This window comes from Hominimerdicola alba (assembly GCF_900109655.1).
GTDB classification, from domain to species: domain Bacteria; phylum Bacillota; class Clostridia; order Oscillospirales; family Ruminococcaceae; genus Hominimerdicola; species Hominimerdicola alba_B.
In genome coordinates, this window is the sequence record NZ_FOAT01000012.1 from 25,750 (window position 1) to 52,202 (window position 26,453).

The window sequence follows — 26,453 nt, forward strand, 5'->3', positions numbered from 1 at the left end:
TTGTCAAATTTCAACATTTTAATGAACTTATCTTACACTTTCATCACTAGATACAAATTGAAACACAGCAATTTGTACAAAAGCACAAGATTCACAGAACATCGCGCACATAATCGGCAACTGACCGTAAAAACACCCTGCCTTCAGGAGATTCCATAAGCTTTTCAAAGTCACTTGTACAGACAACTACCCTGCCGCCACCCATGTCATATTCGTACAGGATTGCAAGATCGTGATTTCTTTCAAAATTGTCGATCATGCGCACTATCACACGCTTATCCGCTGAATTTCCGTCAAGTATCTCGCACTTAGACGACATCACGATATGCCACCATGCAGGAGTTGAATACTTTCTGCACTCAAAGCCTTTCAGCGCAGGATGAGATACATCATTCACAAGACCCATAGTACCGACAGGCTCGGGCTTATCCATCATATTTGATATCTCGCGGAACATGGGATAGCACCAGAAATCCTGACAGTAAAAGCCCTCGATGGAGTTTTCAAGCTTTGCAAGCTCGGGGAATATCAGCACTGTTTTGCCCGCGGCAAGCAGCTTCTCAGCTTCAGCGCTGACATCTTTGAAGATATGTACGCCCTCCATGCTGACATTACGAACCTCGGGGATAATTTCTATCTCGTAGTGATTTCGGATATCCGTGCCCTCGACTTCAACAGTCAGGACCGCAGGAGTGATATTAACTACCAAGGGAAGCGAAACTATGCCACCGCATACGTCCGCATAGTTTTCATCGGAAGAAATAACCGCACTGCCCGTTTCGCAGATATCACCGCACTCGAATCGGTAAACTGCCTTTTTGCCTGCAAGAGATTCAAGTCGGAAGTTTACCAGCCTGATATCAAATGCGAATTCACTGCCCGCCAGCGGAGTGTAGCTGTCAAATACTGCCAGTATCACAGCATCGTTGCAGAATTCCCGCCATTCTTCGGGGGTAATGATGCCCTTGTTATCCATAAAAGCATCCAGCATACCCACCAGCGCAGTTCCCTGTCCTGAGAAATCCTGAATATCCAGTATCTGGAATCCTGCCAGAAGTTTCGAGCGAAAAACGGCTTCAAGCTCCTCTTTGTAGCAAGCCTTAGCCAGCTGACCCGAGCAATAGAAGAAATCCTTGGCGAGATGACCAAGACCCTTTGCTTCAAGACGTTCACGGAACACTTCGAAATTGCGGGCTTTCAACGAACCTGTGTACTTATCTATCTCATCAAAATCGGGATAAGTCTCAAACTGCCCTATCTCGTGGGTGACTATCGGAATCTCGGGGACTAGCTCAATATCTGCTTCGGTGGCTTTAACGGTCTTCATGGTGGTGCCGTACTGAATCTGCACTGTGCCTTCCTCGGATATAGCAGACGCAGAATGGTGATCTTTAGGCTTAATAGCGCTGTCATATGAATGGTTTGCGGCAGGCTTGTCAGTTTGTATATGACCAAGAGGTGCATCGCACATAGCGTAAGAACCGCGTATCAGCCTGTCTTTAGCAAGCCTTACACCCACAAAGAAATCGTCATTTTCAACCACACAGGGTGTCCACTGGAAATTATTGGAGCCCTGTGTATACAGATGTCTTTTGTCCGTATTTTTGTACAGACCAATAACCTCATTGATGCGCTCCTTACTGCCCCAGAGCTCATTACCCATGGACATCATGCAGAAAGATGGGTGATTGCCGAATTCCCTGAGCATGGCAAAGCCCTCGGAGATAAGGAATTCCTGCTCAACGGCGTTGTAACCCTCTTCATCGGTAGCATGGACAGTCCCCCAGAACGGAAGCTGAGGTTCCATATAAATACCCAGGATATCCGCCGCGATAAAGGCAGCTTCGGGTGGACAGCAGGTGTGGAAGCGGTAGTGATTTATGCCGAAACTGCGGGATATACGCATTACCCTCAGCCACTCTTCAACATCACAGGGAGCATAGCCGGTCTTCGGGAATATCATGCCGTCGTGCTTGCCCCGCAGAAAAGTCTGTCTGCCGTTAACGGTGAATTTACCATCTGCGGTGGCAAATTTCCGCATACCAAAAATACGACTGGTAGAATCACCGCAGATATCTATACAAAGTTCGTACAGATCGGGAGTATGTTCGCTCCAAAGTTTAAAATTCTTACACATTGGGTATTCTGCGATAAGTCTGCCGTCAGTAAAATCAAACTCCACAGGCTCAGAAGCAGGTGTACCGTCGGGATATTCAGCAACAGAAATCACAGCCTTGCCATTTTCTGAACCAATGATATCAGCAGTGACCCTGACCGTTCCTGTGTGGATATCGGGAGTGATGACCACATTTTTGCAGTGTGCCTCACCATAACCTATAAGCTCAATCCTGCCAACGATGCCGTTCCAGTTGGTCTGGGTATCGGGTGAAGTCATATGACCGCCCTTTGTCTTATAGCCCACATTCGACACTTTTATGACAAGCTCCCGCTCACCTGTGCCGATGAATTCGGTAAGATCATAAATATGCGGTGCGCAGAAACTTTCCTGTACCCCAAGAGAAACTCCATCCACGAAGACCTCTGTGATGCGCGTGCGTTCAAGAAAAAGCTCCAGCGCCGAGCATTTCATAGCATTTGTATCTATCTTCCGCCTGAACCACGCCCAGCCCTCAAATTTGTAAGTATCTGTCAGATGACCCGTTTCACGCTTTTCATTTATCTTTCCCTTTCGTGCATTGGAAGTCGTGTTCGGAAGTTTAATATTTTCGTTAAACACAACATTTTTACCTGTGCACTCATAATCGAGATAAAGCTCCCAAGTCCCTTGTAAATCAGTTTTACTTATCAATCAGATCACCTCTCGTCCCTATAATATGAAGATATTATAGCATAATATATTTGCAATTTCAACGCTAAGTTGTAACTTCGTCAGAAAAATCATAAAATCTGTTGAAATCCACAAAAAGATATGATACAATAAAATAAAAAACAACATAAGGGGTGATGTGATATGTCTATGACAGATAAACAAGCATTGTTCGCACTTTCACTGATCTACACGCCGGGCAAGGCAGGGATCGATTCTCTGATACAGAGATATGATGACCCTGCAAAACTGCTGGACGTTCTGCAAAATGAGACCGACAAGGATATTCCGCACAGCTTTTCTGCCGCGGCGAAAGCTTTTGACTTCTCGCTGATCGAGCAGATACAGAGCTACTGTGACGATCGGGGCATCGGGATAATAACGCGATATGACGAGGATTTTCCCGAAAACCTCCTGGAGATCGACTGCCCGCCCATGGTGCTGTATTGTCTCGGTGATGCAAAAGTTCTCAAAGAGCAGTCATCTCTGACGATAGTAGGTTCCCGTGAAGCCACGCCATATTCCGTCGATGTTGCAAAATACTTCGCCCGAACCAAAGCGAGGGAGGGTCATGCCATAATAAGCGGATTTGCACGAGGCATCGACTCCGCAGCCCACGCGGGTGCGATCGAATGCGATGGCATGACTGTGGCAGTACTTGGCTGCGGTATTGACTATGATTATCCCAGATACAGCGGCGAATTGAAAAACTCCATCGCGCAAAAAGGCGCAGTGATATCGGAGTATCCGCCCCTTGAAAATCCCGCGAAGGAGTATTTCACCATACGAAACCGCCTTATTGCTGGGCTTTCCAAGGCTGTGCTGGTAGTTCAGGCAGGAGTACACAGCGGTTCAATAAACACCGCCAGCCACGCCATTTCTCAGGGCAAGGACGTTTACTGTATCCCGCCTGCTAATATCTTCAACGAGATTTATAGCGGACAAAGCGTACTTCTGCGTGACGGCGCTATCCCCGCATTTGAGCCCCATGATATCATTTTGTAAACGGAGAGATTTAAATGTTTAAAAAGAAGAAATAATCACTTATCATCGTCAGCGTAATACTGTTTGTAGCCCTCACGTGTCTTGCAATTTATAACAGGACATTCTACGATCGTTCAAAAGATAATATTTTTGAGATACCAAAAGCTCATCATCTCATGGACGACAGAGATGGCGGATATATCTATGAAACTTACTTTTTCATACAAAAAGTCCCTGAATCAGAAGATAAACTCGAAGACGAAATAAGAACTTTCATATCAGAGAACAAAATAATCGAAGACGCTAAAAGCGCAGGAGCAAATTCATTAACATTAAAGTTCATGGAGCCTGATTTCAGAATGCCTGTCTATTTTAAAGAAAATTCAAGTTTCATCAAAAAAGACGATTATGCAGAACACTATTATAAAACAAACATGACAGCCATCTACAATTATGATTTCGATGATGATACAGAAATGATGGATTTCTCTAAAGTAAAACACTCGTTATAAATCAGCCCGAAGGAACCATCAAACAAAAAGACCGCAGCATACCGAAATATGCTGCGGTCATATTTATTTAAGATATAATCAATTACTTGATCATGCTAGCGATCTCGTCTGCGAAGTTTTCTTCCTTCTTCTCAACGCCCTCGCCTCTCTCGAAACGAACAACTTCAGCGATAGTGATGCTGCCGCCCAGCTTCTTAGCCTCAGCTGCAACGTACTCCTGTACGGAAACCTTGTCGTCCTTTACGAAAGCCTGCTCCAGCAGACAGTTCTCCTTGTAGTACTTGCCTACCTTGCCTTCAACGATCTTAGCTCTTACCTGCTCAGGCTTGTTAGCCATCTTAGGATCCTCAGCCATCTGAGCCATCATGATCTCCTTCTCCTTGTCAAGTACCTCAGCGGGAACTTCATCTCTCTTGAGGTAAGCAGGATTCAGAGCTGCGGACTGCATAGCTACGTCCTTACCGATTGTCAGAACAGCGTCGTCCTTGATATCAGTGTCCATCTTAACCAGAACGCCGATGCTGCCGCCGTTGTGAACGTAAGAAGCAACAGTACCCTCGAGTCTTACGAAACGACGGATAACGATGTTCTCTCTGATCTTCATGCCAGCCAGCTCGGTCAGAACTTCGTCAACAGTCTTGTCGCCGCCGCTGATAGTAGCAGCCTTCAGAGCGTCAACATCAGCAGGGTTCTTCTCAACGATGGTGTTAGCAACGCTAGCAGCGAAAGCCTTGAAATCATCGGTGTTAGCAGCGAAGTCAGTCTCAGTATTGATCTCGACCATAACGCCTACGCCGTTGTTAACAACAGTAGCAACAACGCCCTCAGCAGCTGCTCTGCCGCTCTTCTTAGCCTGTGTTGCGAGACCCTTTTCTCTCAGTGCCTCGATAGCCTTATCCTGATCGCCGTCAGCTGCAACGAGTGCTCTCTTGCAGTCCATCATGCCGACGCCTGTTATGCTCATAAGTTCCTTTATAGCCTGAACTGTTACGTTAGCCATTTTTAATTCCTCCGATTCTGTTATTTTACTCACAACAAGGCAGACAAATCATCTTATTGCCTGCCTTGATAAATTCTGTATTAGTCAGCCGAGAGATTACTCAGCGTCCTCAGCCTCTGCCTTCTCAGCTTCCTCAGCAGCAGTAGCGTCCTCGCCCTGTCTGCCTTCGATGATAGCGTTAGCCATGCAGCCAGCGATCAGCTTAACTGCTCTGATAGCGTCATCGTTACCGGGGATAACATAGTCAACATCGTCAGGATCACAGTTGGTATCTACGATTGCTACTACGGGAATACCCAGCTTCTTAGCCTCAGCTACAGCGATCTTTTCCTTTCTGGGATCAACAACGAAGAGTGCGCCGGGCAGCTTCTTCATGTTCTTGATACCACCCATGAACTTCTCGAGCTTCTCGATCTCGAGCTTCAGCTTGGTAACTTCCTTCTTGGGGAGCAGCTCGAAAGTGCCGTCCTCTTCCATTGCGTGCAGCTGCTCAAGTCTCTTGATTCTCTGCTCAATGGTCTTGAAGTTAGTCATCATACCGCCGAGCCATCTAGCGTTTACGTAGTGAGCATTAGCTCTAAGTGCTTCCTCCTTGATGGAGTCGCCAGCCTGCTTCTTGGTACCTACGAACAGTACCTCCTGGCCGTTTGCGGAGATCTCTCTGATGAACATATAAGCCTCTTCCAGCTTCTTAACTGTCTTCTGGAGATCGATGATGTAGATGCCGTTACGCTCTGTAAAGATGTAAGGCGCCATTTTAGGGTTCCATCTTCTTGTCTGGTGACCAAAGTGTACACCTGCTTCAAGAAGCTGCTTCATTGATACTACTGCCATGGTAGTAACCTCCTGTTTGGTTTAAAATTTCCGTTATACGGATGATACATAACCTCCGGACGATATTGCCGGCTCAAACCCCGCAGAATGCCGCAAGCGGCACATAGCACCAGATGATGCCATTGCGCATAGGGACCAAAAGCCATACTTCGTCCGTGCGAATTACCATAATATTATAGCACACTTTTCTCACGATTGCAAGTGTTTTTATCTCGATGTTTTTAACAAATTATCGACCTTGTACCTCGGCTCTTTTGAAGGTTTTGCTGTATCGCCTATATCTACCAATATGGTATCCTCACCTATAAGCCTGATATCACTGCATCTGATGACCACATCATCATCTCTTCCCATCAGCCCAAGAGCACGCGATCTCCCGTAGATTATAATGGATATTACCCTGCCCTCGGCAGTATCAAGTTCGATATCATCGGCATAGCCTATCTTTTCACCGCTCCTGACATTCACGACTTCCTTGTTTCTAAGTCCCGAAAAACTGCATATCATACCGTTTCCCCCTTGCCGTATGTCATTCACACCGACTTTTACATTATATAATGATATGCAGATATCACTCGCCATATACTTCAGAACTTTATCTTACACCAATCCCATGAATATCCCCACCATCATAGGGTAAACTTTCTGTAAAGGACTGCCAATTCGGGCAAAATAACCTTAACGGAGGACAAATATGCAATACAACAAAGTTGAGATAAGCGGAGTAAATACGGGAAATCTGAAAGTGCTGACGGAAGAAGAAAAGCAGGAACTCCTGAAAAAGACCCACGCAGGTGACAAGAAAGCCCGCGAACAGCTCATCAACGGAAATCTCAGACTGGTGCTCAGCGTTCTGCAAAAGTATTCGTCCGGCAAGGAAAGTCCCGATGATCTTTTTCAGGTTGGTGTGGTGGGGCTTATCAAGGCCATCGATAATTTTGATGTGGGACTGAACGTCAGATTTTCTACCTACGCAGTGCCGACAGCATAGGATAATCGAAAATCACACCAAGTAGACTATATCTATATCCTCATCGTTTAGCACTATCCTGTCTATACAGGTGCGGAGTGCTCTGCGTTTTTCAGCGACAGTCATTTCATCCCACAGCCCCGCAAGATTTTCAAGAACGCCCCGCTTGTAGGCAAGTTCTTCCTCAACTGCCTTGGTCTGCTTTTCGTTCTCTATCGCCGCCGAGATATCAGCAAGCTGTGCTTTGTATTCGTTTATAGTCTCAAAAAGGACTTCTTCGCCATCGCGGGCATAAAGCTCGTAAAGTCTTTTGAGCTTTCCCGCCGCGGTATCGTACTTGCGTTTAAGCACTTCTTCAGCAGATATTTCCCTGCGCCCGCCGCCATTTGCGGTTATGCTCCGTGTTTTCTCGAAAACATCTGCTATCACCGCATTCTCGACTTCGTCAGCATCATATCTCATGTTGACACAATCGGGGTCTTTTATCAGCGTGGGTTTGCTTTTCTGCTGCGAGTAGCAGTATATCTTCAAACCCCTGCCCCACTTCTGATAGCGCATCTTCGCACCGCATTTTCCGCATACAAGAAGCCCTGTCAGCAGGTAGGAAGTGTTACCCGCTTGTCCACGGGAGCGCCTGCGTCTTTCTTCACGCACCCGCCGCCATGTTTCTTCATCTATTATGGCTTCATGACAACTCTCCACCACCTCACCGCGAAAGCGTATCCGTCCCAGATAAGTTTCCCTGTCAAGTATCGCCGAAATGTGCTGATTGCCCGAAACATCGAACATACCCGCCAGCTGAGTTGTGGAGTAGCCCTGTAAATATAGCTGAAATATCTGCCTTACCTGCTCAGCTTTTTCGTTTGGGACAAGGGTGTTTTTCTCACGGTCGTAGTCGTAGCCGAAAGGCACCCGACCGCCACCCATCCACAGCCCGGATTTCACACGTTCGTACATACCCATGCGTGTCCTTTCGCGGATATTCTCCCTTTCAAGCTGTGCAAAGACAGAAAGTATGCCTATCATCGCCTTGCCGTATGGTGTCGAGGTATCAAAGTTCTCGTTCAGCGAGATAAAGGCACAGCCGTTGGGTATGAATACATCTTCCAGCAGAAAGACTGTGTCCTTTTGAGAACGGGAAAGCCTGTCAAGCTTGTATACCACAACTGCGTCGATCTTTCCCGACTTGATATCCGTGATAAGACGTTTTATCTCAGGTCTGTCGATATTGCTTCCCGACCAGCCGCCATCGATGTAGAACTCATAATTCTCGATATCTTTCAGCTTGCAGTACTGGGCAAGCTTTTCTTTCTGCGCATCGACGGAGTATCCTTCTTCAAACTGCGCATCCGTAGATACCCTGATGTACAATGCTGTCCTGCGATTTTTCATCGGCTGTCACTCCTGCGGGAGACTACTTCTCCCAGAAGCCCGGAAAGTTCACAACTGTGTATCTCAGCGCTGCGAGAAAGCTTTTCGCCCTTGCTGTTATAGGTATTCCTTATCCTAAGCATAATATCACCCCGTGATATTATTGCCTCAGAACTACGCCATAATCACCCGCACAGAAATTTAACGCTTTGTGACCTTATCATCTATTGACTTGCATAACCGCGGGTGATATAATTTTTATTCAGGTAAAATGACAACAGATATGGAGGATTTTTATGGAGAAAAAAGAACGAAGACTAACAGCTATACTTTTCTGCGCCATGGTCATGACTATAACCGCAGCTTCCGATGCACTCAGAGGAGTTTTTCTCCCCCAGTTCCGCACAGCTTTTTCACTAAGCGAGCCTCAGGCGGGGCAGATAATAATGGTAAGCTACATCGGAAATCTGCTGTTTCTGTCCATCGGCGGATATCTTTCCGACAGGCTTCCCCGCAAGCGATTCATCGGCGGAGTTCTGCTTTTATGGTCAGCGGCACTTGCAACCTACGTTTTCACAGAAAACTACTATATCTTGCTGGCGGCAATGATATTCTCCATGGGCGGTTCTACCATGCTTTCCACATCGGTGAACATCATAACCCCCATGCTTTTTGCTCCGCCTGCGCTTTTCGTAAACATCTTCAACTTTTTGCAGGGAGTGGGTATATTTACCTCACAGAATGTGGGCGGACGCTTTGCCGAGAAACTTAGTGCATGGCATATCGCTAACGCTATTATCCTTACAATAGCCGTTGCCAGCATTATCCTGCTTATGACCATGAAACTCCCCGACCCGGAAAAAGAAGATAAACAAAACGGCGGGTACTCCGAAATGCTCAAAGACCCCGCAACGTATCTGCTTATACTGATATGCGGCTGTTACTTCATAGCCGAGCATGGACTGATGAACTGGCTGACCTCTTACGGCAGCGTGCATCTGGGTTTCACCGTGCAGAAAGCTGCTATGTACCTTTCGCTTTTCTACGGAGGACTTACAGTTGCAAGGCTGGCGCTGGCGCCTTTTGTAGACAAAGTCGGCGTGTTCAAAATGCTGTTGATATGCTCATCTTTGGGAGCTGTACTGCACACCCTTGGAGTGACACTGGGCAGAAATGGACTGCTTTTCTTTGGCGCATCGGGGCTGGCTTTCTCGGTCATCTATCCGCTCCTTGTTATGCTGATCGGCAGTTTTTATGACCGTTCAAAAGCAGGCACGGCAACTGGTTTGATACTCAGCATCGCTACATTTTTCGATATAGGCTTCAATGCATTTTTCGGTTCGCTGGTGGAAAATGTGGGCTATGGAAAAGCTATGACTGTCCTGCCAATATGTGCTGTGTTGATGTGCGCTATGCTGTATGTGCTAAAATTCTCGGTGAAGAAAGCTAAAGATATACGATGATAATCAAAGAAATAATCCCGCGGGGAACGCCAAAAAAACTTTTGTCAGTTTCCCGCGGGATTGCTTTATATCCGCATCAATCAGAACGCATTATTATTCAGCCTGTTCCTAATATCGCTGAGTGTATACTCCTTAATAAGCTTGCCGTCCTTGAACACCGTTTCAAGCAGATTGTCCTCGGGTATCGTGCTTCCGACATAGCCGTCTTTATATGCAAGTTCGCCGTTCTCATCTCGGTATACGTAGCAAAGACCTTTCTGACTTTTCTTGAAACCACCCTCCTTGGGGTCTTTAAAGATCGGATATTCCTTACCGTCTATCTCAGCATAGCAAGCCTTTATGCAGCTTGAGAAAGTATCGCGGGTAAAGGGTTTGAGCATCGTAGCTTTGCCTACAAACTTCTGACCGTCCTCAGCTTTGAGGGTCATTTCCTCAGCTTCTTCAATGCAGTGCATCGAGAACGAACCTACACCCAGCGCAACATTCGAACAGGCAAAGCCGTTCTTCATCAATATCTCATAGATCTGCTCACAACGCTGTACTGTTATGCTGTCGCCATAGATTGCCTTGACATGAGGGTCAAGCACCTTGAAGCCCTTGCTGTTAACAGTTCCGCCGAACTGCTCCCACAACTTGAAGACAGTCTTTGTTACAACATCAACGCAGTCACCCGAATCTCCTCTCATCAGCATACAGCCGTTGTGAGCCATTATCTCATCGTGGAGTTTCGGCAGTATATTATCGATGACGTTCCAGTAGTCGTAGGAATCCAGCACTGCCGAGAAACTTGTGTTGGGGTAAAGTTCTGCCAGCATTTTTCTCAGGAATGTTTCCTCGTCACCGTCAACTGCGAAATTCGAGCACATTACAAAGTGCTCTGTGCTGACAGCACCGTATGCCACAGGCTCCTTTGTGCAGTCGGCGCCGAACATCTTTTCAAGATAGGGTATGGCAGGTACGGTTGCAGTATTCACAAAAGACATACACCAGCCGGCAGCAGCCTTCAGCGCCGCGTCAAGTCCCTGGTCGCCGCGGAAATCGAAAGAGCCCAGTGCCTTTGCACGAGGAATATCGTCTTCACAGGTGAGACCGTAGTACTTATCAACGATATCGCGGTAGGTCTTGCCCACAGTTGCGGTAATCTGCGGATACCACATTTCAGCGGAGATAAGGCTTTCAAGTGCCTGCGGGAGCCACGCAAAATCGGGGTGAGTATTAGTAATACCAAACATGGGAACGTGTATCGGAACAAGAGTACCCTCGGGCAGTGCGATGATCTCCAGCGGCAGATAGCCCAGTCTGTGAAGTTCAACTATCGAGGTAGTATTGTAAATGCCCTTGCCGAAAGAATTATCCAGTATTCTCTGATAATCCGCAACTATCTCCTCTTCGGGAACTTCAAAGAAATTCTCGTTGAAATAGTCGATCAGCCAAGTCTTGCAGAACATCTGCAAACCAAACATTACCACCTTATCCCAGCGCTTAACGCGGCTCATTCTGGGAGTATAGTAAGACATGGATTTTGTCATTTTTTGGTTTATCATATCTCTGTGGACTATCTTGTAAAAATCGCACATCAGTGCTGCGTTTATGCCTTTCATACTAATCCTTCTTTCAAATCAGTCAAGCTTTAACTTTTTGAGTATGCTATTATCTGGTAGAGTGCATATTGAATCAGTGGTGTAGATATTCTTTATCATACCGCAATCAAACAGTTTGCCCTTTGCTATTGAATCCTCACAGTGGCTGAAAAATACGCTGATATCACCGCAACCAAGTTCTTTGAGTTTCTGTGCCGAATAGTACACCGTACCGCCGTAAGCGCATATATCATCGATGATGAAAATATTCCTGCCTGCGGGGTCGTCGCCCTCAACTTCAAGGCCGAGTATCTTTCCCGTAGACCAGTCTCTCTTCTTTATACCGAAACCAACGTGCTTCGCGGTGAACATTGAAGAATATCTTTTCATCGAACCCTCATCGGGGAAGAACAGATAGTCATCATCAAAGGAGAATCCTGCTTCTTCCATAGCTTTAAGGATATAATCCTTAGGAGAAAGATTAACAACTCTGTCGATAAGCGCCGCGCCAACAGAAGAATGAACGTCCAGAACAGTCACCCTATCAAAGCCCATAGAATTTATGAACCTGCAAAAGTATTTCAGCGTGAATACTTCCATATCAGCGTAAACTCTGTCCATGCGGGCATTTGGAAGATAGGGCATGAACAGCGTGAATTCTGCTTTCGGGAAGCGTTCTTTCAGGTTGCTGACAATATAGTACAGCTGTATCTGTTCAAGTTCGTTCTCGTAATGCCAGCGGATATCTACGCTTGCGCTCGCATCCGACGGCACAAGGTCAATCTTCATGGTACCGTCAGGATAATTTTCGGTTTTCAGTTGAATATATCCGCCGTTATCTATACGGTAGCTAAGCATCAGTTACCATTCCTTTCTATCTTCATCTGACATACAGCCATGGCGCTAAGTGCGTTCTCGTGGCTTTCGGGAGTTACACCAGCGCAGCATTCAGCGGTAATCACTATGGGTACTTCGGGAAATGCCGCTTTAACTATCATAGCGTTGGAGATAACGCAGATATCTGTGCATACGCCAATGAATTCTATCGCTTCTATTTCTCTGCCATCAGCCAGCTTTTTCAGCACTGCAGGAAGTTCTGCCGAACCAAACGCGGGCTTTTCAACAAGGATATCATTTTCTTTTCTAATTGCCTCAATTCGGGGGTCAAGCTTCCAGCCCTCGGTGCCGCGGATACAGTGTACAACAGGAAGATTTTTGCCCTCCTGAGTTTCCATATAATTTTCGGCGTGAGTATCAAGAGTGAACACCACAGGAACATCGGGCTGTTCCTCACGGAAAGCAGCTATCCTTTTTGCAGCCTTTTCAGCCGCCGCATCACATTCAGCATTACCGAGAACGCCGTTTGTAAAATCCTTTTGCAGGTCTATCGCAACCAAGATCTTCATAATGATACCGTCCTTTCATTTTCTTTGTAACCTTTAGTTTGTATCTTTTTGTTGTTATCATTATAGCACTATACTTCCCTTTTGTCAACAGGACCGATTCAACAAATTTAAAAGCGTCATTTTGTACATACCGTGCAGAATATACAATTCGCGCATAAAATTCAGCCATAAAAGCAAATCCATCGTGATAATCCACATTAATTGTGTCCGATATACAACAACATTGTTAACATTATATAATAACACGGGTGAAATGTCAACATGGATATTGCTATAAAAAAGCAGCCCACACAAATGCATGGACTGCATAGATTTTCGACTTTACAACGCTGTGCCAATGATATTGGGAGAAATAAAGCGCTATATGCGGGATTTTCGACCTATCCGCGTAAGCCGTTCGCTCCGCGACCTTGCATACAAGGTCATGCAGACGAAAGAGAATTTCATCGCCGAAAACCAGCGTGAACCCACTATCGATGAAATAGCAGAGATAACAGGTGAAAAGCGAGGGGATATCGTCACGGCGCTGGAATCCGTCACCGACCCTGTGTCTATTTACGAACCCGTTTACACCGATGGCGGAGATTCATTATATATAGCCGACCAGATCTGCGACGGCACCGATGACCGAAGCTGGCTGGAAGAACTAACAATGAAAGAAGCCCTGAAGTCTCTTCGACCCAGAGAAAAGAATATCCTCTTTCTTCGATATTTCAAAGGACACACTCAGATGGAAGTCGCCCGGGAGATAGGGATATCACAAGCACAGGTCTCGCGCCTTGAAAAGAACGCTCTGGACAAGATAAAATCACAGCTTTAAGAACTGTGCTTCATGTTTTTTGAAGTATGAAACGTATTCAAATCCCGCCGCCTTGGCAAGCTCCATGCCCTCGGGTATGCCTTTTCCAAGGTCGGCTGTCCTGTGGGCGTCCGAACCGATGGTGAGTATCTCACCACCCAGTTCACGGTAAAGCTTAACGGTATCAAAATCAGGGAAAGTCCTGCCGTACTTCTGCCGCAGACCCGAGGTGTTTATCTCGATGCCCTTGCCGCGTGAGATAAGTGTTTTGAAAATTTCTCTGATAAATTCTTCGTAAGCGACTAAATTCACCTCTCTGCCGTACTCCCCGCAGATGTATCTGAGCGGATAAGTAAGGTGTCCTAGGACATCAAAATCGGCATAATGGCACATATCGAGGGTTTGCATAAAGCAGTCATTCAGCAGAGAGCTTATCTCAGCATCGGACATTTTGCCGTAATCGAGATAATAGAAATCGTCAACGCCCGCATTCATGTGATGTGAACCGATTATAAAATCAAGCCTGTCATCACCCGAAAGCTCACGAGCCCTTTCCTTATCCTGCATGGGCTGACCCATCTCAACACCCACGATGATATCCAGCTTTCCACGGAATTTTTCACGCAAAGCCACTTGCTCGGTTATACTGTCAAGGGCATATTTTCCAGCACCGTACATCATCGCATCGGTGACATCTTCCCTGCTCCCGAAATAATGCTCCGCAGGATGCCAGAAATTAACATCGCAGTGATCGGTCAGGGCATAAACCGATAATCCAAGTTCAAAAGCACGAAGGCACATCGCCTCAGCACTGTCCTCAGCATCGGGTGAAAAACTGCTGTGGGTGTGCATATCAAGCAATATCTTTTCCATTTACTATGCCCCCGCAATCAGAGTATCCAGCTTCTGAGCCGCCTGTTTAGCTCTTTCAACAAATTCCGCGGGACTCATCTGTGCATACTGCTCAGACCTGTCCTTGAAAACTTCCAGCGATAACGCACCCTCATAACCCAGAGCTTTCAGCTTTTTTGCAAATGGCTCGTAGTCAATATTGCCGTCAAAGGGCAGCATATGAGAATCGGAATCGCCGTCATTATCGTGGATATGCAGAGCCTCCAGAAGACTGCCGTGCTTCATCAGCCTGTCATCGCCTTTGGTAAAGCAGTTTTCGTGACCAACATCATAGCAGAAACCCACGCTTTCGCTTTTTCCGAACTTATCAAAAAGAACATCAAGAAAATCGGGGAGCTGGATATTCTCGAAAAGCAGTTTGATACCGTAATTCGCCGCAGTGGAGATCAGTCCGTCAAAATTTTTCATGCCAAATACAGTCACCTGAGGCGGCACAAGGCCATCCGTGGGGTGAACAACTATCTTACTTACATTGTTTTCAGCGCATATCCTGATGCAATCCGCGGTGCGATTGTATATAGCGGTGCTGTCACTGCGCTTTTCCCACAGAGAATTCATTCTGTCAAATGGCGAGTGGACATTTTCCACAGCAAGACCAGCCTTGTCAGCAAGCTCGAACTGCGTATGCCTGTATTCCTCGGAAAATCCCAGCATAACGCCGTCAAAGCCGTGTTCCTTTATAATTGCAAGACGTTCTTCAAGTGGTATTGCGGAAGTAAAATCCGCGAACATATTCAGCTCCATATTTTCCTCCAAACATAGTCTCAGACTGCGAATATACAGTAGATGTCAGTAGATATAAAAATACCCGCATCTGCCACAAGCCGCATCTGTCCGCCAGATGCGGAAACAAACGCGGCAGAGTAACAGACGCAGGTAATAATATCAGTTTTTCAGCGAATGCAGAGGTGCAGGTATCTGACCGCCTCTGTTTATAAATTTGCTTGCAGATTCTTTCTTCAGCGGCATTACAGGTCCGCAGCCGAACAGACCGCCCCAGTCGAGCTCCTCGCCTACGTCCTTGCCGATAGCGGGGATAACTCTTACAGCTGTTGTCTTGCAGTTTACCATACCGATAGCAGCTTCGTCCGCGATGATAGCAGAGAGTGTATCAGCGGGGGTATCGCCGGGAACAACTATCATATCCAGACCAACAGAGCATACTGCGGTCATGGCTTCAAGCTTTTCGATGCACAGCGCACCGCTCTTAGCAGCAGCGATCATACCTGCGTCCTCGGATACGGGAATGAATGCGCCCGAAAGTCCGCCGATACGCGAGCAAGCCATTACACCGCCCTTCTTTACAGCGTCATTGAGCATAGCGAGACAAGCAGTAGTGCCGTGAGTACCGCACTTTTCAAGACCTATCTCCTCGAGGATATGAGCAACGGAGTCACCCACAGCAGGAGTAGGCGCAAGTGAAAGATCAACGATACCGAAAGGCACGCCCAGTCTTTCAGATGCGATGGTACCAACAAGCTGACCAACGCGGGTTATTTTGTAGGAAATTTCCTTTATAACATCGGCGATGCCTGTGATATCAGCATCGGGATACTTTTTCAGTGCAGCTCTTACAACGCCGGGACCCGAAACACCTACATTTATCATGCAGTCAGGCTCACCAACACCGTGGAATGCACCTGCCATGAAAGGGTTATCCTCAACAGCATTGCAGAATACAACCAGCTTTGCAGCGCCGAAACAAGCCTGATCTACGGTCTTCTCAGCGCACTCGCGGATTATACCGCCCATCATCTTTACAGCATCAAGGTTGATACCTGTCTTGGTAGAACCGATATTTACGGAAGAGCATACTCTCTCGGTAGTGGCAAGAGCCTCGGGTATGGACTTGATAAGCTCAACATCACCCGCAGAGAAGCCCTTGGGCACAAGAGCTGAATATCCGCCGATAAGATTAACGCCGACAGTCTTCGCAGCCTTATCCATAGCGTGTGCGAACTTAACGGGAGAACCCTTGCAGGCAGCGGAAATGATAGCGATAGGAGTAACGGAGATACGCTTGTTGATAATCGGTATGCCAAGCTCCTTCTCTATCTGCTCGCCCACCTTTACGAGGCCTTTCGCCTTGGTGGTTATCTTCTCATAGACCTTTTCGCAAGCCTTGTCAATATCGCTGTCGATACAGTCAAGCAGGGATATGCCCATGGTTATTGTACGTATGTCAAGACAATCGTCCTGGATCATGCGTATGGTTTCAAGAATGTCATATACATTTATCATTTTACAGATATCCCCTTATCAAATATGGTGCATACAGTTGAAAATATCCTCGTGCATAACGTGTACCTTAACGCCCAGTTCGTCGCCAAGGGCTGTAAGGCTGTCGCTGAGGGTAGCAAAATCCGAAGTAAGCTTGGAGATATCAACTACCATTATCATAGCGAAAAGCTCCTGCAGAACGGACTGAGTAACCTCCTCCACGTTTGCATTGAGCTCTGCACACTTGGTGCTTACCTTTGCAAGTATACCAACAGTATCCTTGCCGATAACAGTTACAACTGCTCTCATATATAAAACCGCCTTTCTGTCATATCTTTTTTAACCTATTAATTATAACACATTATAACTATTTTGCCAATAGTATATTTTATAAACATTCTATTAACGTGAGGATCACCGTGTAAGCACTATCTTTCTGGTGTACTCGCTTTTGAAATCAGGAGCTCCGCTTACGCACATCTGCTGGAATGAAGCCGCGTTCCTTTCAAGTTCGGATATCCTTGCCGCACGTGACGAAAGCTTTTCAAGTTCAGTCAGAGAAGTCGCGTACTTCATGGTCATATTGCCGCAGGCAGAAAATATCTCCCGCCCCCTGTCATTCAGGGCGAGTATCCTGCCGTAAGGCACATCGAAAAAGTCATGTGATGTCACCCCAAGCGCAAGATACATCATCATTCTCCTGACCCTTGCAAGTGTCACCGCCTTGTGCTTGAACTGTTCTGCAAAATCATCGGGAGTTCGTATCAGCTCGCATTTAGTCTCTCGTGTGTTGACGAATCGTCTTGCCAGATGGGTGGAAACATCGGGAAGACGCTGTATCTCAGCAGATGAAGCTGTCATTATCTTCAAAAGCAGAGCCTTGTCCGCATTTTTTATAAGGTAAGGCTCGATTTCCAGTGCTTTCGGGACATATGAGGAATAATCCTCACCCTCCGCAATAAGCCTGCGAATATGTGAAGCACAGGCGATATCCGCCGAAACGATGCCGCTGTCATGATCGGCACCCTTTCGCCTGACTGCAGTGGGCGTTATCCAAGGGGCGATTTTTTTCAAGGCTTTTATGTACTCGATGGCAAGCATATTGTTGGGCTTGTCAAAAAGCGCCTTTATGACGGGTATCCCCGCCGCCGAAGCTACTGCCGCAGGATAGGACATACCGTTTTCCAGCATTTCCTTTACCTGTTCGGAATCATCCAATCCCGCAGATATCTCCGCCGCTTTTTCCAGCAGAGGAGTATCATCGTTCTCACATCCGAATGATAGCATAGAAACTCCGCCCTCGCCAAAGCCCGCAAGTATCTGCACGGCACCTCTGGCAAAACGTTCTGCACTTGAACAAGAATATGGGCATGGCAGCTCGATGACAAGATCAGCGCCGTTCTCAACAGCGGTCTTCGCACGGAAATACTTGTCCGTTATCGCTGTATCACCGCGCTGAACTGCAGCACCGCTCATCACTACAACGATATGGCTCGCCCCCATACGGCGGGTCTCTTCAAGGTGATATTTGTGTCCGTTGTGAAAGGGGTTATACTCGGCTACTACTCCTGCAATTTTCATAGCTTCACCTCCCGAGGGTCATTAACAAATTCATAGAATAAATATTGTGCAATATGTATATTTAAGCAAAACAGACTTGCAATTTATCACAAAAATTGTTATACTAATATTATATGATATCAGGGCGGGATTGTCAAGCCCGATATAATATCCATCTATAAATTGAGAGGAGTTTTTCCAATGAAAATTCTGGTAGTAAATGCTGGTTCCTCTTCGCTGAAGTATCAGCTGCTGAACATGGAGGACGAGAGCGTTATCGCAAAGGGCAACTGTGACCGTATAGGTATCGACGGTCACGTAAGCGCCAAGACAGGCGACGGCAGAAGCTATGAAGCTGACTGCAACTTCCCTACTCACACCGAAGCTTTTGAAAAGCTTGTAGAGATACTGACAAGCGGTGAGACCAAGGTCATCGATTCTATGGACGAGATCTCCGCAGTAGGTCACAGAATAGTACAGGGTGCTGAGATATTCAGAGAGACCTGCGCTGTTACCGACGAAGTTATCGATAAGATCGACAGCCTGGCTGAGCTGGCACCTGTTCACAATCACCCCCATGCGCTGGCACTGAGAGCTTGTAAGGCAGTTCTTCCCGAGGGTACTCCTCAGGCCGTTGTATTCGATACTGCTTTCCACGCAACAATGCCCAGAAAGGCTTACCTCTATGGTCTGCCCTATGAGTGCTACAAGGATCTGCACGTAAGAAAGTATGGCTTCCACGGTACATCTCACAGATTCGTATCCGGCGAGCTGGCTAAGGTTATGGGCAAGAAGCCTGAGGAACTGAAGATAGTTTCCTGCCACCTTGGCAACGGTTCTTCCATCACTGCTGTTGACGGCGGCAAGTCCGTTGATACTTCCATGGGCTTCACTCCTCTGGACGGTCTGGTAATGGGTACACGCTGCGGCGCTGTTGACCCCTCCGCAGTTGAGTTCGTAGCTAAGAAGAAGGGCTTCACTCCCGATGAGATGACAGCTTACATGAACAAGCAGTCCGGTTTCCTGGGTGTTTCGGGCATCAGCTCCGATAACAGAGATATCCAGAAGGCTGCTGCTGAGGGCAACGAGCAGGCTCAGGCTGTTAACGAGATGCTGACATATCAGATCAAGAAGTACATCGGTTCTTATGCTGCTGCTATGGGCGGCGTTGACGCTGTTCTGTTTACAGGCGGTATCGGTGAGAATGCTCCTGAGGTAAGAGCTGACGCTTGTGAGGGTCTGGAATTCCTTGGCATCAAGATCGATGCAGAGAAGAACAACTGCCGCGGCAAGCTGGTAGAGATCTCCACTGCTGATTCCAAGGTCAAGGTATACGTAATACCTACCAACGAGGAACTGCTGATCGCAAGAGATACTCTCGCACTGATCTCCAAGTAATAGTGTATAATCAAAACTCCCTTGTGTATTTTTACACAGGGGAGTTTTTCTATAAAAACAAAAGCACGGAGATCACCCCGTGCTGTAATTATCATCTCTGTTCACAGATAAGCTTGATAGCCGTTCTCTCCTCGCCATCTATAACAACATTAGCGAATGCGGGAACGCAAATCATGTCTATGCCGACAGGTGCAAGATAGCCTCTTGCTATCGCAATAGCCTTGATCGCCTGATTTGCAGCGCCTGCGCCGACAGCCTGAACCTCGACTGAGCCCTGCTCCCTTATCACGCCTGAAATAGCGCCTGCTACTGAATTAGGTACAGATCGTGATGAAACTTTCAAAACCTCCACCATCTATCCCTCCTTTTACGAAAACGTTTTGCGCTTCACAGCAATAACATTATACTACATATTGGAAATTTTTGCAATAGGCATTCGTCTTTTTTGTTATTTGCGACTAATAATCCTTGTTATATTTGTAGATTTTCCCGATTTTTCATCGAAACTGACCACCACACCATTCAAAAAACACGGCGAATCGCTCTCTGTGAACTTCACAGGGCAGTGATACCTGAACTTATCTATAACAATATCGCTGTCAACACCAAGCACGGAAAACTCGGGACCTGTCATGCCAACATCGGTGATATAGGCGGTGTGCCCGCCGAGGATCACTTCGTCAGCCGTCTGCACATGGGTATGAGTTCCCATAACAGCAGTCACACGACCTTTGAGATAGTGCCCCATAGCTTTTTTCTCGCTTGTAGCCTCAGCGTGAAAATCCACAAAGATATTGGGTGTATCAATACCATCGAGTATTTTGTCGATCTCGGTGAATGGATTGTCAAGAGCTTCCATATACATCGTGCCCATGAGATTCACAACAGCGATCTTAACAGGACAAAGGTCGATGATACCAACTCCCCTGCCGGCTACGCCCTCGGGAAAATTAGCAGGTCGCAGGAGGAATTCGCTACTGTCGTAAAGTTCCATAACTTCACGCCGACGAAAACAGTGATTGCCCGTGGTGACGACATCAACACCCATGCTGATAAGCCTGTCAAATGACTGTGGCGTTATACCGTTCCCCTGAGCCGAATTCTCACCGTTTACCACCGTCACATCAATATTATACTTTCTTTTTATCCCGTAAAGCTGTTCTTCAAGAAAATCCGTGCCCGAACAGCCCACAACATCGCCAATAAACAAAAGGTTCATATCCTTACCTCATATTTCATATAACATAAAATTTAAAATCATTATACTACTTCCGCGAAGAAAAATCAATAGCTGTCAAAAAAAGCCGATACCGTTCCCGATATCGGCTCATAATTATCTTATTCGATGCTGTCTTTGTTATCCTTGCCAAGAGAAACGCTTGTGCTCTCGGAGATTTCTGATTCATCTACAGAATCTTTGGATTCTTCGGTCACAGCGATATCCTCAACGGTATCCTTGATCTCGATATCCTCTACAGTCTCCTTTGCATCATCTTCAAAATCAGATTCGGGAAGCTCGCCCTTCATCAGCTTTTCAAACTTGATGCCGTCGATCTTCTCGTTCTTCATAAGATACTTGGCTACCAGATGCAGCTGATCGATATGCTCTTTAAGCAGAGTTTCAGCCTGCTCGAAAGCAGTTTCAACTATTGTCCTGATCTCGTTATCGATCTCAGCAGCAACGTTATCGGAATAGCTGGGAGTATTGGTGTAATCTCTTCCAAGGAATACCTCGTGCTCACCCTGACCGTAAACCACAGGTCCCAGATTGTCACTGAAGCCGTACCTTGTGACCATGTTTCTCGCGGTAGCGGTAGCTCTCTCCAGGTCGTTTGAAGCGCCAGTAGAGATATCATCGAGTATCAGCTTCTCGGCAACACGTCCGCCCAACAGTACTACGATGTTATTATACATCTCGTTCTTGCTGACGAAAGCCTTATCCTTCTCGGGAAGGCTCATGGTGAAGCCGCCTGCCTGACCTCTGGGTATGATAGTCACCTGATGCACCTTGTCAGCCTTCTGGCAGTAGTATGTGCAGATAGCGTGACCTGCCTCGTGGTAAGCAGTAAGTCTCTTTTCAGCCTCGGATACCACCTTGGATCTCTTCTCGGGACCTGCAACTACCTTGATAGCTGCTTCTTCCATATCAGCCTTGGTAATAGCCTTCTTGTTCTTCCTTGCAGCCAGCAGTGATGCTTCGTTAGCAAGGTTTTCAAGATCAGCGCCTGTAAATCCGACTGTGGTCTTGGCAATAGTTTCAAGACTAACATCGGGAGCAAGGGGCTTGTTCTTGGTGTGAACTTTCAGTATCTCTTCCCTGCCCTTGATATCGGGATAGCTGACAAGTATCTGCCTGTCAAATCTGCCGGGCCTCAGCAGAGCGGGGTCAAGTATATCACGTCTGTTGGTAGCCGCCATAACTATGACGGACTCATTATCCTCAAAGCCGTCCATCTCAACCAGAAGCTGGTTAAGGGTCTGCTCACGTTCATCGTGACCACCGCCCAGACCTGCGCCTCTCTGTCTGCCGACAGCGTCGATCTCATCTATGAAAATGATAGACGGAGCGCTCTTCTTAGCCTGTTCAAAAAGGTCACGTACACGGGATGCACCCACGCCGACGAACATCTCAACGAAATCGGAACCCGATATCGAGAAGAAAGGCACGTTAGCCTCGCCTGCAACTGCTCTTGCAAGCAGGGTCTTACCTGTACCGGGAGGTCCCAGAAGCAGAACGCCTTTGGGTATCCTCGCACCTATCTCGGCATATTTTCTGTTATCCTTAAGGAAATCAACGATCTCCTTCAGTTCTTCCTTTTCCTCGTCAGCGCCTGCAACATCAGCAAAAGTAGCTTTCTTGCTGCTGGGAGCCAACCTTGCATTTGTCTTGCCGAAGCCTGACATCTTTCCTCCGCCTGCGCTCTTCATCATGAAGACAAAGAAGAATATCATAACACCCAGCATCAGGAATGTGGGTATAAGATTCAGCCAGAAGCTGTTGTCCGATATGGGCACCAGATCATATTCCAATGGCTCTTTGGGGTTTGCTGCGTCATATTTCAGGCGGTAGTTAACTGCTTCCTCACCGCCCAGCACCTCATTCACGAACAGTGAAACGTTAGGTACTTTATAGTTGTGCTCAGTCTCGGGATCCTCCTTGAGCTTGTATTTCAGCTCACCGGAACCGAGATCAAGCTTGAACTCGCATACTTCCAGAGCGTCAAATTGTCCCATTACCTCGGAATACTTTACTTCATCGCTCTTGGTGCTCATGCTCATCAGCATATAGACCAGACCTGTGATTATGCATATGGAAACCACAAGATAGATCAGAAGAGATTTTCCTCCGTTTTTCAATTTATCACGACCTTTTGTTCTAAATTTGTGTTATTATCAGCCTTATCAGATAATTATAGACCCTTTCTGTGAAAACAATGTGAAAGTAAAGTCATAATATTGAGTTATTCATCAATAACTTCAAATACCAGCACAACCCTGGTACTGCTGTCTATCCTTACTCTGTCAGCTGCGCCGAAATTCTCTGCAAGAACTATGCCCTCATCATCAGCGAGTATCACCGCTGAATCGCGCTTATGCACGGGAAAACCCTGTTTCATCAGCACCCTGACATCGGAGCTGTGCTGACGGTTGACTAGTCTGAACCTGTCCCCCGCCCTGCGTTTTCTTAATACAATAACACCTTTTATTTTATCATAATCCAAACAAGAATTTGCAAACTTTTTATTAACATTTTCGAATTTCCCGTCAATTGTTACCAATTTAAAACTTACAGACCTTCCCTGCCAGTTAACGACACTTTCAGGTTCGATCTTTAGTTCGTCCTGCTGATTATTTTCATCGTTTTTCTCAGTAAAAATATACAGCGTTCCGGATTTTGTATATGCAAAGCAATTTGACTTGACATTTGCTTTTCCGCCCTGATTTACAAGCGTTTCGATGATCTCTATCTTATCCTGTCCGACTTCGATATCGTACTTTGTCAGTATGCGCATGATAACTCTGCGCCTTACGGGATAATCAAGTTCTCTTATCATCTTGCAGGAAAAACTGTCCCCACAGGTGACTTTTTCAAAGGCTTCATCAGAAAGCTTATCCAGAAAAGCACTGTCTTCCCGCAGGAATCCAAGAGTCTTCGCAAATGTGTCCATAAGTGAAGGATTTATCTCCCGCAGAACAGGCACAACCTTATGCCTCAGCTTGTTACGTGAATATTCATCCAGAAGATTCGTAGAATCCGTCACAAAATTCTGTCCTTTTTCTGCCAGAAATTCCTCGATATCTGCTCGGCGGCACTCTATAAGCGGTCGTATGATGTTCTCCCTGACAGGCGGTATCGAAGCTATACCTTTAAGTCCCGAACCTCTCGCCAGATTGAACAGCGTTGTCTCAAGACAATCGTCAAGGTTATGAGCTGTACATATCTTATCGGCATCGATTTCCTGTAAAGCTTTGTACCTTAACAATCTCGCACCTTCCTCTTCGGAAACGGGATTTTCCCTGCAATAAGCGGGAACATCTACCCTTTTGACGGTTATCTCTATCCCCAGCCCGCGGCACAGTTCTTCGCAAAAATGCTGATCTCTGTCAGCTTCTTCACCACGTATACAGTGATTAACGTGGCAGGCACAGACATCATACCCCAGCTCATACAAACACAAAAGGAGCGCAGCGCTGTCTGCCCCGCCCGAAAGCCCGACCAGTAAGCGCTCGCCCTTATGAGCCATATTGTATTTTTCAATCGTCCGACCGACTCTCTGAACAAGCTCACTTTTCATCTTTTCTGAATTCCAATCCTCTGAACAATGTATACTCGCCTATCCAGCTGAGTTTGATCGTACCGAGCTGACCATGTCTGTTTTTTGCAACGATACATTCAGCCACTGTCTGATCTTCCTTTGAATCGGAATAGTAAGCATCACGGTACAAAAATAGTATGATATCCGCGTCCTGCTCGATAGATCCCGATTCTCTCAGGTCAGAAAGCAGAGGACGCTTGTCGTCACGCTTCTCGGCGTTACGGGAAAGCTGCGAAAGTGCGATAACAGGCACACTCAGTTCCTTAGCCATAAGCTTTATCTGTCGCGTTATCTCAGAAACTTCGTTAACACGGCTGCTGTGCTTGTTTGGTGATTCCATCAGCTGTATATAGTCTATGACCACAAGACCCAGATTATTCAGTCTTCTGAGCTTTGCTTTCATCTGAGGCACAGTAACGCCGCCCGCGCCGTCATCGAGGTATATAGGCAACTGCGAAAGAACATCGGCAGCTTCGGCAAGCTTCGTCCAGTCCTCGTCCTTCATCTCGCCGTTTCTCAGCAGGGTGTTGTTCACCTTGCCCTCTGAAGCCAGCATTCTGCCAACCAGCTGTTCTTTACCCATTTCGAGTGAGAATATGGCAACGTCCCTTTTTGTAGCTTTGCAGCAGTTCACCGCGATATTCAGGGCGAATGCAGACTTACCCATCGCAGGACGAGCCGCAAGCACTATAAGGTCGGTCTTCTGAAGACCTGTGGTAACGTGGTCAAGCTGAGAAAAACCAGACCTAGCGCCCTGATATTTCTCGGCATCGGGACCCGATATCTCTGTCAGATGATGGAAATTCTCAACTATGACATCGCTTATCCTGGTAAGTCCCTGTAAGTCCCTACCCTGTCTGATGCTGAATATCTTCTGCTCTGCGCTGTCAAGCAGTGCTTTCGGGTCGCCTGCGCCGTCACTGACACTTGCGATTATCTCGTTAGCCACATTCATCAGCGAGCGCAACTGCGCCTTCTGCAAAATGATGTTACAGTAGCTCTCGATATTCTTGGTTGATGGAACGTTGTCCATCAGCCCGTAGAGGTACTTCATCGCCATAGCGGAATTCTCGAAGATACCCGCATTGACAGCCTCATCAACGACAGTTACAACATCCTCAGCCTTGCCGGTGGTGAACATTCTCATCATTATGGAGAATATCTGCTGATGCTTCGGACGGTAGAAATGCTCGGGTTTGAGCATCTCCATCGCCTTTTCGCGGCACTCCACGGGGTCAAGCAGCACACAGCCTATGACAGCTTCTTCAGCTTCCTGACTGTATGGCAGCGACCTTCCGGGAAGATCAGAACCGCTGACTGCATTGAAATCGCTAATGTCAGCCATTTATTCCTCCACAACTTTTACCTTGATGCTGCATGATACGCCGTGGGACATCTTTACAGCCGCAGTGAAATCACCGAAAGCCTTGATATCCGAACTCAGCGCGATCTTCTTCTTGTCAACATCAACGCCGTACTGATCTTTCAGAGCATCAGCCACAACGCCCGATGTAACAGCACCGAAGAGCTTTCCGCCCTGACCTGCCTTAGCCTTGATAACGACCTCTTTATCAGCGATTTTATCAGCTATAGCCTTGTTATCAGCGGTCTCTACATCTATCTTGTGCTGAGCAGAAGCCTTCTTGCCAGCCAGATCGTTGAGGTTCTTTGAATTAGCCTCAACTGCCAGACCCTTTGCGATAAGGAAATTTCTTGCATATCCGTCAGCAACGTTCAGGGTATCTCCTGCCTTGCCCGAACCTTTAACATCTTTAAGTAAAATAACTTTCATTTCAAACA

At 46.8% G+C, this 26,453-nt stretch carries 25 protein-coding genes and 1 pseudogene; 6 read left to right on the forward strand and 20 right to left on the reverse strand.

Going from position 1 to position 26,453, the window contains the following annotated elements:
* Positions 1–91: 91 nt before the first annotated feature.
* The gene (locus tag BMY75_RS12435; RefSeq protein WP_207646276.1) at positions 92–2,737 is read right to left on the reverse strand and encodes a glycoside hydrolase family 2 protein; all 2,646 of its coding nucleotides are present in this window, start codon (positions 2,735–2,737) and stop codon (positions 92–94) included.
* 234 nt (positions 2,738–2,971) lie between these two features.
* Between BMY75_RS12435 and dprA the strand changes: the two genes are divergently transcribed.
* The gene (gene dprA / locus BMY75_RS12440) at positions 2,972–3,832 is read left to right on the forward strand and encodes a DNA-processing protein DprA (protein ID WP_074834198.1); all 861 of its coding nucleotides are present in this window, start codon (positions 2,972–2,974) and stop codon (positions 3,830–3,832) included.
* A 155-nt stretch (positions 3,833–3,987) separates the two neighbouring features.
* Positions 3,988–4,323, forward strand: a complete 336-nt coding sequence (locus BMY75_RS12445) for a hypothetical protein (protein WP_074834201.1) — start codon at positions 3,988–3,990, stop codon at positions 4,321–4,323.
* Between the two features lie 82 nt (positions 4,324–4,405).
* On the opposite strand, the gene tsf is transcribed toward BMY75_RS12445, so the two are convergent.
* From tsf to BMY75_RS12460, 3 genes are all read right to left on the reverse strand, one after another.
* Positions 4,406–5,323, reverse strand: a complete 918-nt coding sequence (gene tsf / locus BMY75_RS12450; protein WP_074834204.1) for a translation elongation factor Ts — start codon at positions 5,321–5,323, stop codon at positions 4,406–4,408.
* Between the two features lie 96 nt (positions 5,324–5,419).
* Positions 5,420–6,157: a 30S ribosomal protein S2 gene (gene rpsB, locus BMY75_RS12455; protein ID WP_024856846.1), complete on the reverse strand. Its 738-nt coding sequence runs from the start codon at positions 6,155–6,157 to the stop codon at positions 5,420–5,422.
* A 207-nt stretch (positions 6,158–6,364) separates the two neighbouring features.
* Positions 6,365–6,664, reverse strand: coding sequence for a YlmC/YmxH family sporulation protein (locus BMY75_RS12460; RefSeq protein WP_074834205.1), 300 nt, complete (start codon positions 6,662–6,664; stop codon positions 6,365–6,367).
* 187 nt (positions 6,665–6,851) lie between these two features.
* Here BMY75_RS12460 and BMY75_RS12465 point away from each other — a divergent pair.
* Positions 6,852–7,139: pseudogene (locus tag BMY75_RS12465) on the forward strand (sigma-70 family RNA polymerase sigma factor); the annotation flags it as partial.
* 21 nt (positions 7,140–7,160) lie between these two features.
* On the opposite strand, the gene BMY75_RS12470 reads toward BMY75_RS12465, so the two are convergent.
* Both BMY75_RS12470 and BMY75_RS18665 read right to left on the reverse strand, forming a co-directional pair.
* Complete coding sequence (locus BMY75_RS12470) at positions 7,161–8,519, reverse strand: recombinase family protein (protein WP_074834207.1); 1,359 nt, start codon at positions 8,517–8,519, stop codon at positions 7,161–7,163.
* Positions 8,516–8,641, reverse strand: a complete 126-nt coding sequence (locus BMY75_RS18665) for a hypothetical protein (protein ID WP_278289266.1) — start codon at positions 8,639–8,641, stop codon at positions 8,516–8,518. Before BMY75_RS18665 ends, BMY75_RS12470 begins: the two co-directional genes overlap by 4 nt.
* Before the next feature lie 153 nt (positions 8,642–8,794).
* Between BMY75_RS18665 and BMY75_RS12475 the strand changes: the two genes are divergently transcribed.
* A complete protein-coding gene (locus tag BMY75_RS12475; protein WP_074834209.1) occupies positions 8,795–9,961 on the forward strand; it encodes an MFS transporter in 1,167 nt (388 codons plus the stop codon).
* A gap of 80 nt (positions 9,962–10,041) precedes the next feature.
* Here the strand turns inward: BMY75_RS12475 and BMY75_RS12480 are convergent, their stop codons facing one another.
* The 3 genes from BMY75_RS12480 to BMY75_RS12490 are packed head-to-tail and all read right to left on the reverse strand — an operon-like array spanning position 10,042 to position 12,947.
* On the reverse strand, positions 10,042–11,562 hold the full coding sequence (locus BMY75_RS12480) for a nicotinamide phosphoribosyltransferase domain-containing protein (RefSeq protein WP_074834211.1): 1,521 nt from the start codon (positions 11,560–11,562) through the stop codon (positions 10,042–10,044).
* An 18-nt stretch (positions 11,563–11,580) separates the two neighbouring features.
* Positions 11,581–12,399: a ribose-phosphate diphosphokinase gene (locus BMY75_RS12485; RefSeq protein WP_074834212.1), complete on the reverse strand. Its 819-nt coding sequence runs from the start codon at positions 12,397–12,399 to the stop codon at positions 11,581–11,583.
* Positions 12,399–12,947 (reverse strand): cysteine hydrolase family protein, encoded by a 549-nt coding sequence (locus tag BMY75_RS12490; RefSeq protein ID WP_074834213.1) that lies wholly within the window; start codon positions 12,945–12,947, stop codon positions 12,399–12,401. Before BMY75_RS12490 ends, BMY75_RS12485 begins: the two co-directional genes overlap by 1 nt.
* 337 nt (positions 12,948–13,284) lie before the next feature.
* Between BMY75_RS12490 and BMY75_RS12495 the strand changes: the two genes are divergently transcribed.
* Complete coding sequence (locus BMY75_RS12495; RefSeq protein WP_242940235.1) at positions 13,285–13,767, forward strand: sigma-70 family RNA polymerase sigma factor; 483 nt, start codon at positions 13,285–13,287, stop codon at positions 13,765–13,767.
* Here BMY75_RS12495 and BMY75_RS12500 read toward each other — a convergent pair.
* The 5 genes from BMY75_RS12500 to BMY75_RS12520 form a co-directional block, all read right to left on the reverse strand.
* Entirely contained in the window at positions 13,756–14,619 is an 864-nt protein-coding gene (locus BMY75_RS12500; RefSeq protein WP_074834215.1) for a histidinol-phosphatase HisJ family protein, read from the reverse strand. The genes BMY75_RS12495 and BMY75_RS12500 overlap by 12 nt on opposite strands.
* Before the next feature lie 3 nt (positions 14,620–14,622).
* Positions 14,623–15,402, reverse strand: a complete 780-nt coding sequence (locus BMY75_RS12505; RefSeq protein ID WP_074834217.1) for a sugar phosphate isomerase/epimerase family protein — start codon at positions 15,400–15,402, stop codon at positions 14,623–14,625.
* A 141-nt stretch (positions 15,403–15,543) separates the two neighbouring features.
* On the reverse strand, positions 15,544–16,899 hold the full coding sequence (locus BMY75_RS12510; protein ID WP_074834218.1) for a PFL family protein: 1,356 nt from the start codon (positions 16,897–16,899) through the stop codon (positions 15,544–15,546).
* Positions 16,900–16,917: 18 nt separating this feature from the next.
* A complete protein-coding gene (locus BMY75_RS12515) occupies positions 16,918–17,187 on the reverse strand; it encodes an ACT domain-containing protein (RefSeq protein WP_024856856.1) in 270 nt (89 codons plus the stop codon).
* A gap of 105 nt (positions 17,188–17,292) precedes the next feature.
* On the reverse strand, positions 17,293–18,459 hold the full coding sequence (locus BMY75_RS12520) for a tRNA(Met) cytidine acetate ligase (RefSeq protein WP_074834220.1): 1,167 nt from the start codon (positions 18,457–18,459) through the stop codon (positions 17,293–17,295).
* A gap of 180 nt (positions 18,460–18,639) precedes the next feature.
* Here BMY75_RS12520 and BMY75_RS12525 point away from each other — a divergent pair, with 180 nt between their 5' ends.
* Positions 18,640–19,836 (forward strand): acetate/propionate family kinase, encoded by a 1,197-nt coding sequence (locus tag BMY75_RS12525; protein ID WP_074834222.1) that lies wholly within the window; start codon positions 18,640–18,642, stop codon positions 19,834–19,836.
* A 91-nt stretch (positions 19,837–19,927) separates the two neighbouring features.
* On the opposite strand, the gene BMY75_RS12530 is transcribed toward BMY75_RS12525, so the two are convergent.
* The 6 genes from BMY75_RS12530 to rplI form a co-directional block, all read right to left on the reverse strand.
* A complete protein-coding gene (locus tag BMY75_RS12530) occupies positions 19,928–20,188 on the reverse strand; it encodes a stage V sporulation protein S (RefSeq protein ID WP_024856859.1) in 261 nt (86 codons plus the stop codon).
* Between the two features lie 96 nt (positions 20,189–20,284).
* On the reverse strand, positions 20,285–21,055 hold the full coding sequence (locus BMY75_RS12535) for a TIGR00282 family metallophosphoesterase (RefSeq protein WP_074834224.1): 771 nt from the start codon (positions 21,053–21,055) through the stop codon (positions 20,285–20,287).
* Between the two features lie 119 nt (positions 21,056–21,174).
* Positions 21,175–23,193, reverse strand: coding sequence for an ATP-dependent zinc metalloprotease FtsH (ftsH, locus tag BMY75_RS12540; RefSeq protein ID WP_074834226.1), 2,019 nt, complete (start codon positions 23,191–23,193; stop codon positions 21,175–21,177).
* A 104-nt stretch (positions 23,194–23,297) separates the two neighbouring features.
* Positions 23,298–24,632 carry a tRNA lysidine(34) synthetase TilS gene (gene tilS / locus BMY75_RS12545; RefSeq protein WP_074834229.1) on the reverse strand — a complete coding sequence of 445 codons (1,335 nt, stop codon included), beginning with the start codon at positions 24,630–24,632 and terminating at the stop codon, positions 23,298–23,300.
* Complete coding sequence (gene dnaB / locus BMY75_RS12550) at positions 24,622–25,998, reverse strand: replicative DNA helicase (RefSeq protein ID WP_074834232.1); 1,377 nt, start codon at positions 25,996–25,998, stop codon at positions 24,622–24,624. Before dnaB ends, tilS begins: the two co-directional genes overlap by 11 nt.
* On the reverse strand, positions 25,999–26,445 hold the full coding sequence (gene rplI, locus BMY75_RS12555) for a 50S ribosomal protein L9 (protein ID WP_074834235.1): 447 nt from the start codon (positions 26,443–26,445) through the stop codon (positions 25,999–26,001). It lies immediately after the preceding gene.
* Positions 26,446–26,453 lie beyond the last annotated feature (8 nt).

Excerpts from the sequence above, each read along its gene's own strand:
- dprA (WP_074834198.1), top strand. The coding sequence starts at position 2,972 with ATGTCTATGACAGATAAACAAGCATTGTTCGCACTTTCACTGATCTAC.
- BMY75_RS12445 (WP_074834201.1), top strand. The coding sequence starts at position 3,988 with ATGGACGACAGAGATGGCGGATATATCTATGAAACTTACTTTTTCATA.
- tsf (WP_074834204.1), bottom strand. The coding sequence starts at position 5,323 with ATGGCTAACGTAACAGTTCAGGCTATAAAGGAACTTATGAGCATAACA.
- rpsB (WP_024856846.1), bottom strand. The coding sequence starts at position 6,157 with ATGGCAGTAGTATCAATGAAGCAGCTTCTTGAAGCAGGTGTACACTTT.
- BMY75_RS12460 (WP_074834205.1), bottom strand. The coding sequence starts at position 6,664 with ATGATATGCAGTTTTTCGGGACTTAGAAACAAGGAAGTCGTGAATGTC.
- BMY75_RS12470 (WP_074834207.1), bottom strand. The coding sequence starts at position 8,519 with ATGAAAAATCGCAGGACAGCATTGTACATCAGGGTATCTACGGATGCG.
- BMY75_RS18665 (WP_278289266.1), bottom strand. The coding sequence starts at position 8,641 with ATGCTTAGGATAAGGAATACCTATAACAGCAAGGGCGAAAAGCTTTCT.
- BMY75_RS12475 (WP_074834209.1), top strand. The coding sequence starts at position 8,795 with ATGGAGAAAAAAGAACGAAGACTAACAGCTATACTTTTCTGCGCCATG.
- BMY75_RS12480 (WP_074834211.1), bottom strand. The coding sequence starts at position 11,562 with ATGAAAGGCATAAACGCAGCACTGATGTGCGATTTTTACAAGATAGTC.
- BMY75_RS12485 (WP_074834212.1), bottom strand. The coding sequence starts at position 12,399 with ATGCTTAGCTACCGTATAGATAACGGCGGATATATTCAACTGAAAACC.
- BMY75_RS12490 (WP_074834213.1), bottom strand. The coding sequence starts at position 12,947 with ATGAAGATCTTGGTTGCGATAGACCTGCAAAAGGATTTTACAAACGGC.
- BMY75_RS12495 (WP_242940235.1), top strand. The coding sequence starts at position 13,285 with ATGATATTGGGAGAAATAAAGCGCTATATGCGGGATTTTCGACCTATC.
- BMY75_RS12500 (WP_074834215.1), bottom strand. The coding sequence starts at position 14,619 with ATGGAAAAGATATTGCTTGATATGCACACCCACAGCAGTTTTTCACCC.
- BMY75_RS12505 (WP_074834217.1), bottom strand. The coding sequence starts at position 15,402 with ATGGAGCTGAATATGTTCGCGGATTTTACTTCCGCAATACCACTTGAA.
- BMY75_RS12510 (WP_074834218.1), bottom strand. The coding sequence starts at position 16,899 with ATGATAAATGTATATGACATTCTTGAAACCATACGCATGATCCAGGAC.
- BMY75_RS12515 (WP_024856856.1), bottom strand. The coding sequence starts at position 17,187 with ATGAGAGCAGTTGTAACTGTTATCGGCAAGGATACTGTTGGTATACTT.
- BMY75_RS12520 (WP_074834220.1), bottom strand. The coding sequence starts at position 18,459 with ATGAAAATTGCAGGAGTAGTAGCCGAGTATAACCCCTTTCACAACGGA.
- BMY75_RS12525 (WP_074834222.1), top strand. The coding sequence starts at position 18,640 with ATGAAAATTCTGGTAGTAAATGCTGGTTCCTCTTCGCTGAAGTATCAG.
- BMY75_RS12535 (WP_074834224.1), bottom strand. The coding sequence starts at position 21,055 with ATGAACCTTTTGTTTATTGGCGATGTTGTGGGCTGTTCGGGCACGGAT.
- tilS (WP_074834229.1), bottom strand. The coding sequence starts at position 24,632 with ATGAAAAGTGAGCTTGTTCAGAGAGTCGGTCGGACGATTGAAAAATAC.
- dnaB (WP_074834232.1), bottom strand. The coding sequence starts at position 25,998 with ATGGCTGACATTAGCGATTTCAATGCAGTCAGCGGTTCTGATCTTCCC.
- rplI (WP_074834235.1), bottom strand. The coding sequence starts at position 26,445 with ATGAAAGTTATTTTACTTAAAGATGTTAAAGGTTCGGGCAAGGCAGGA.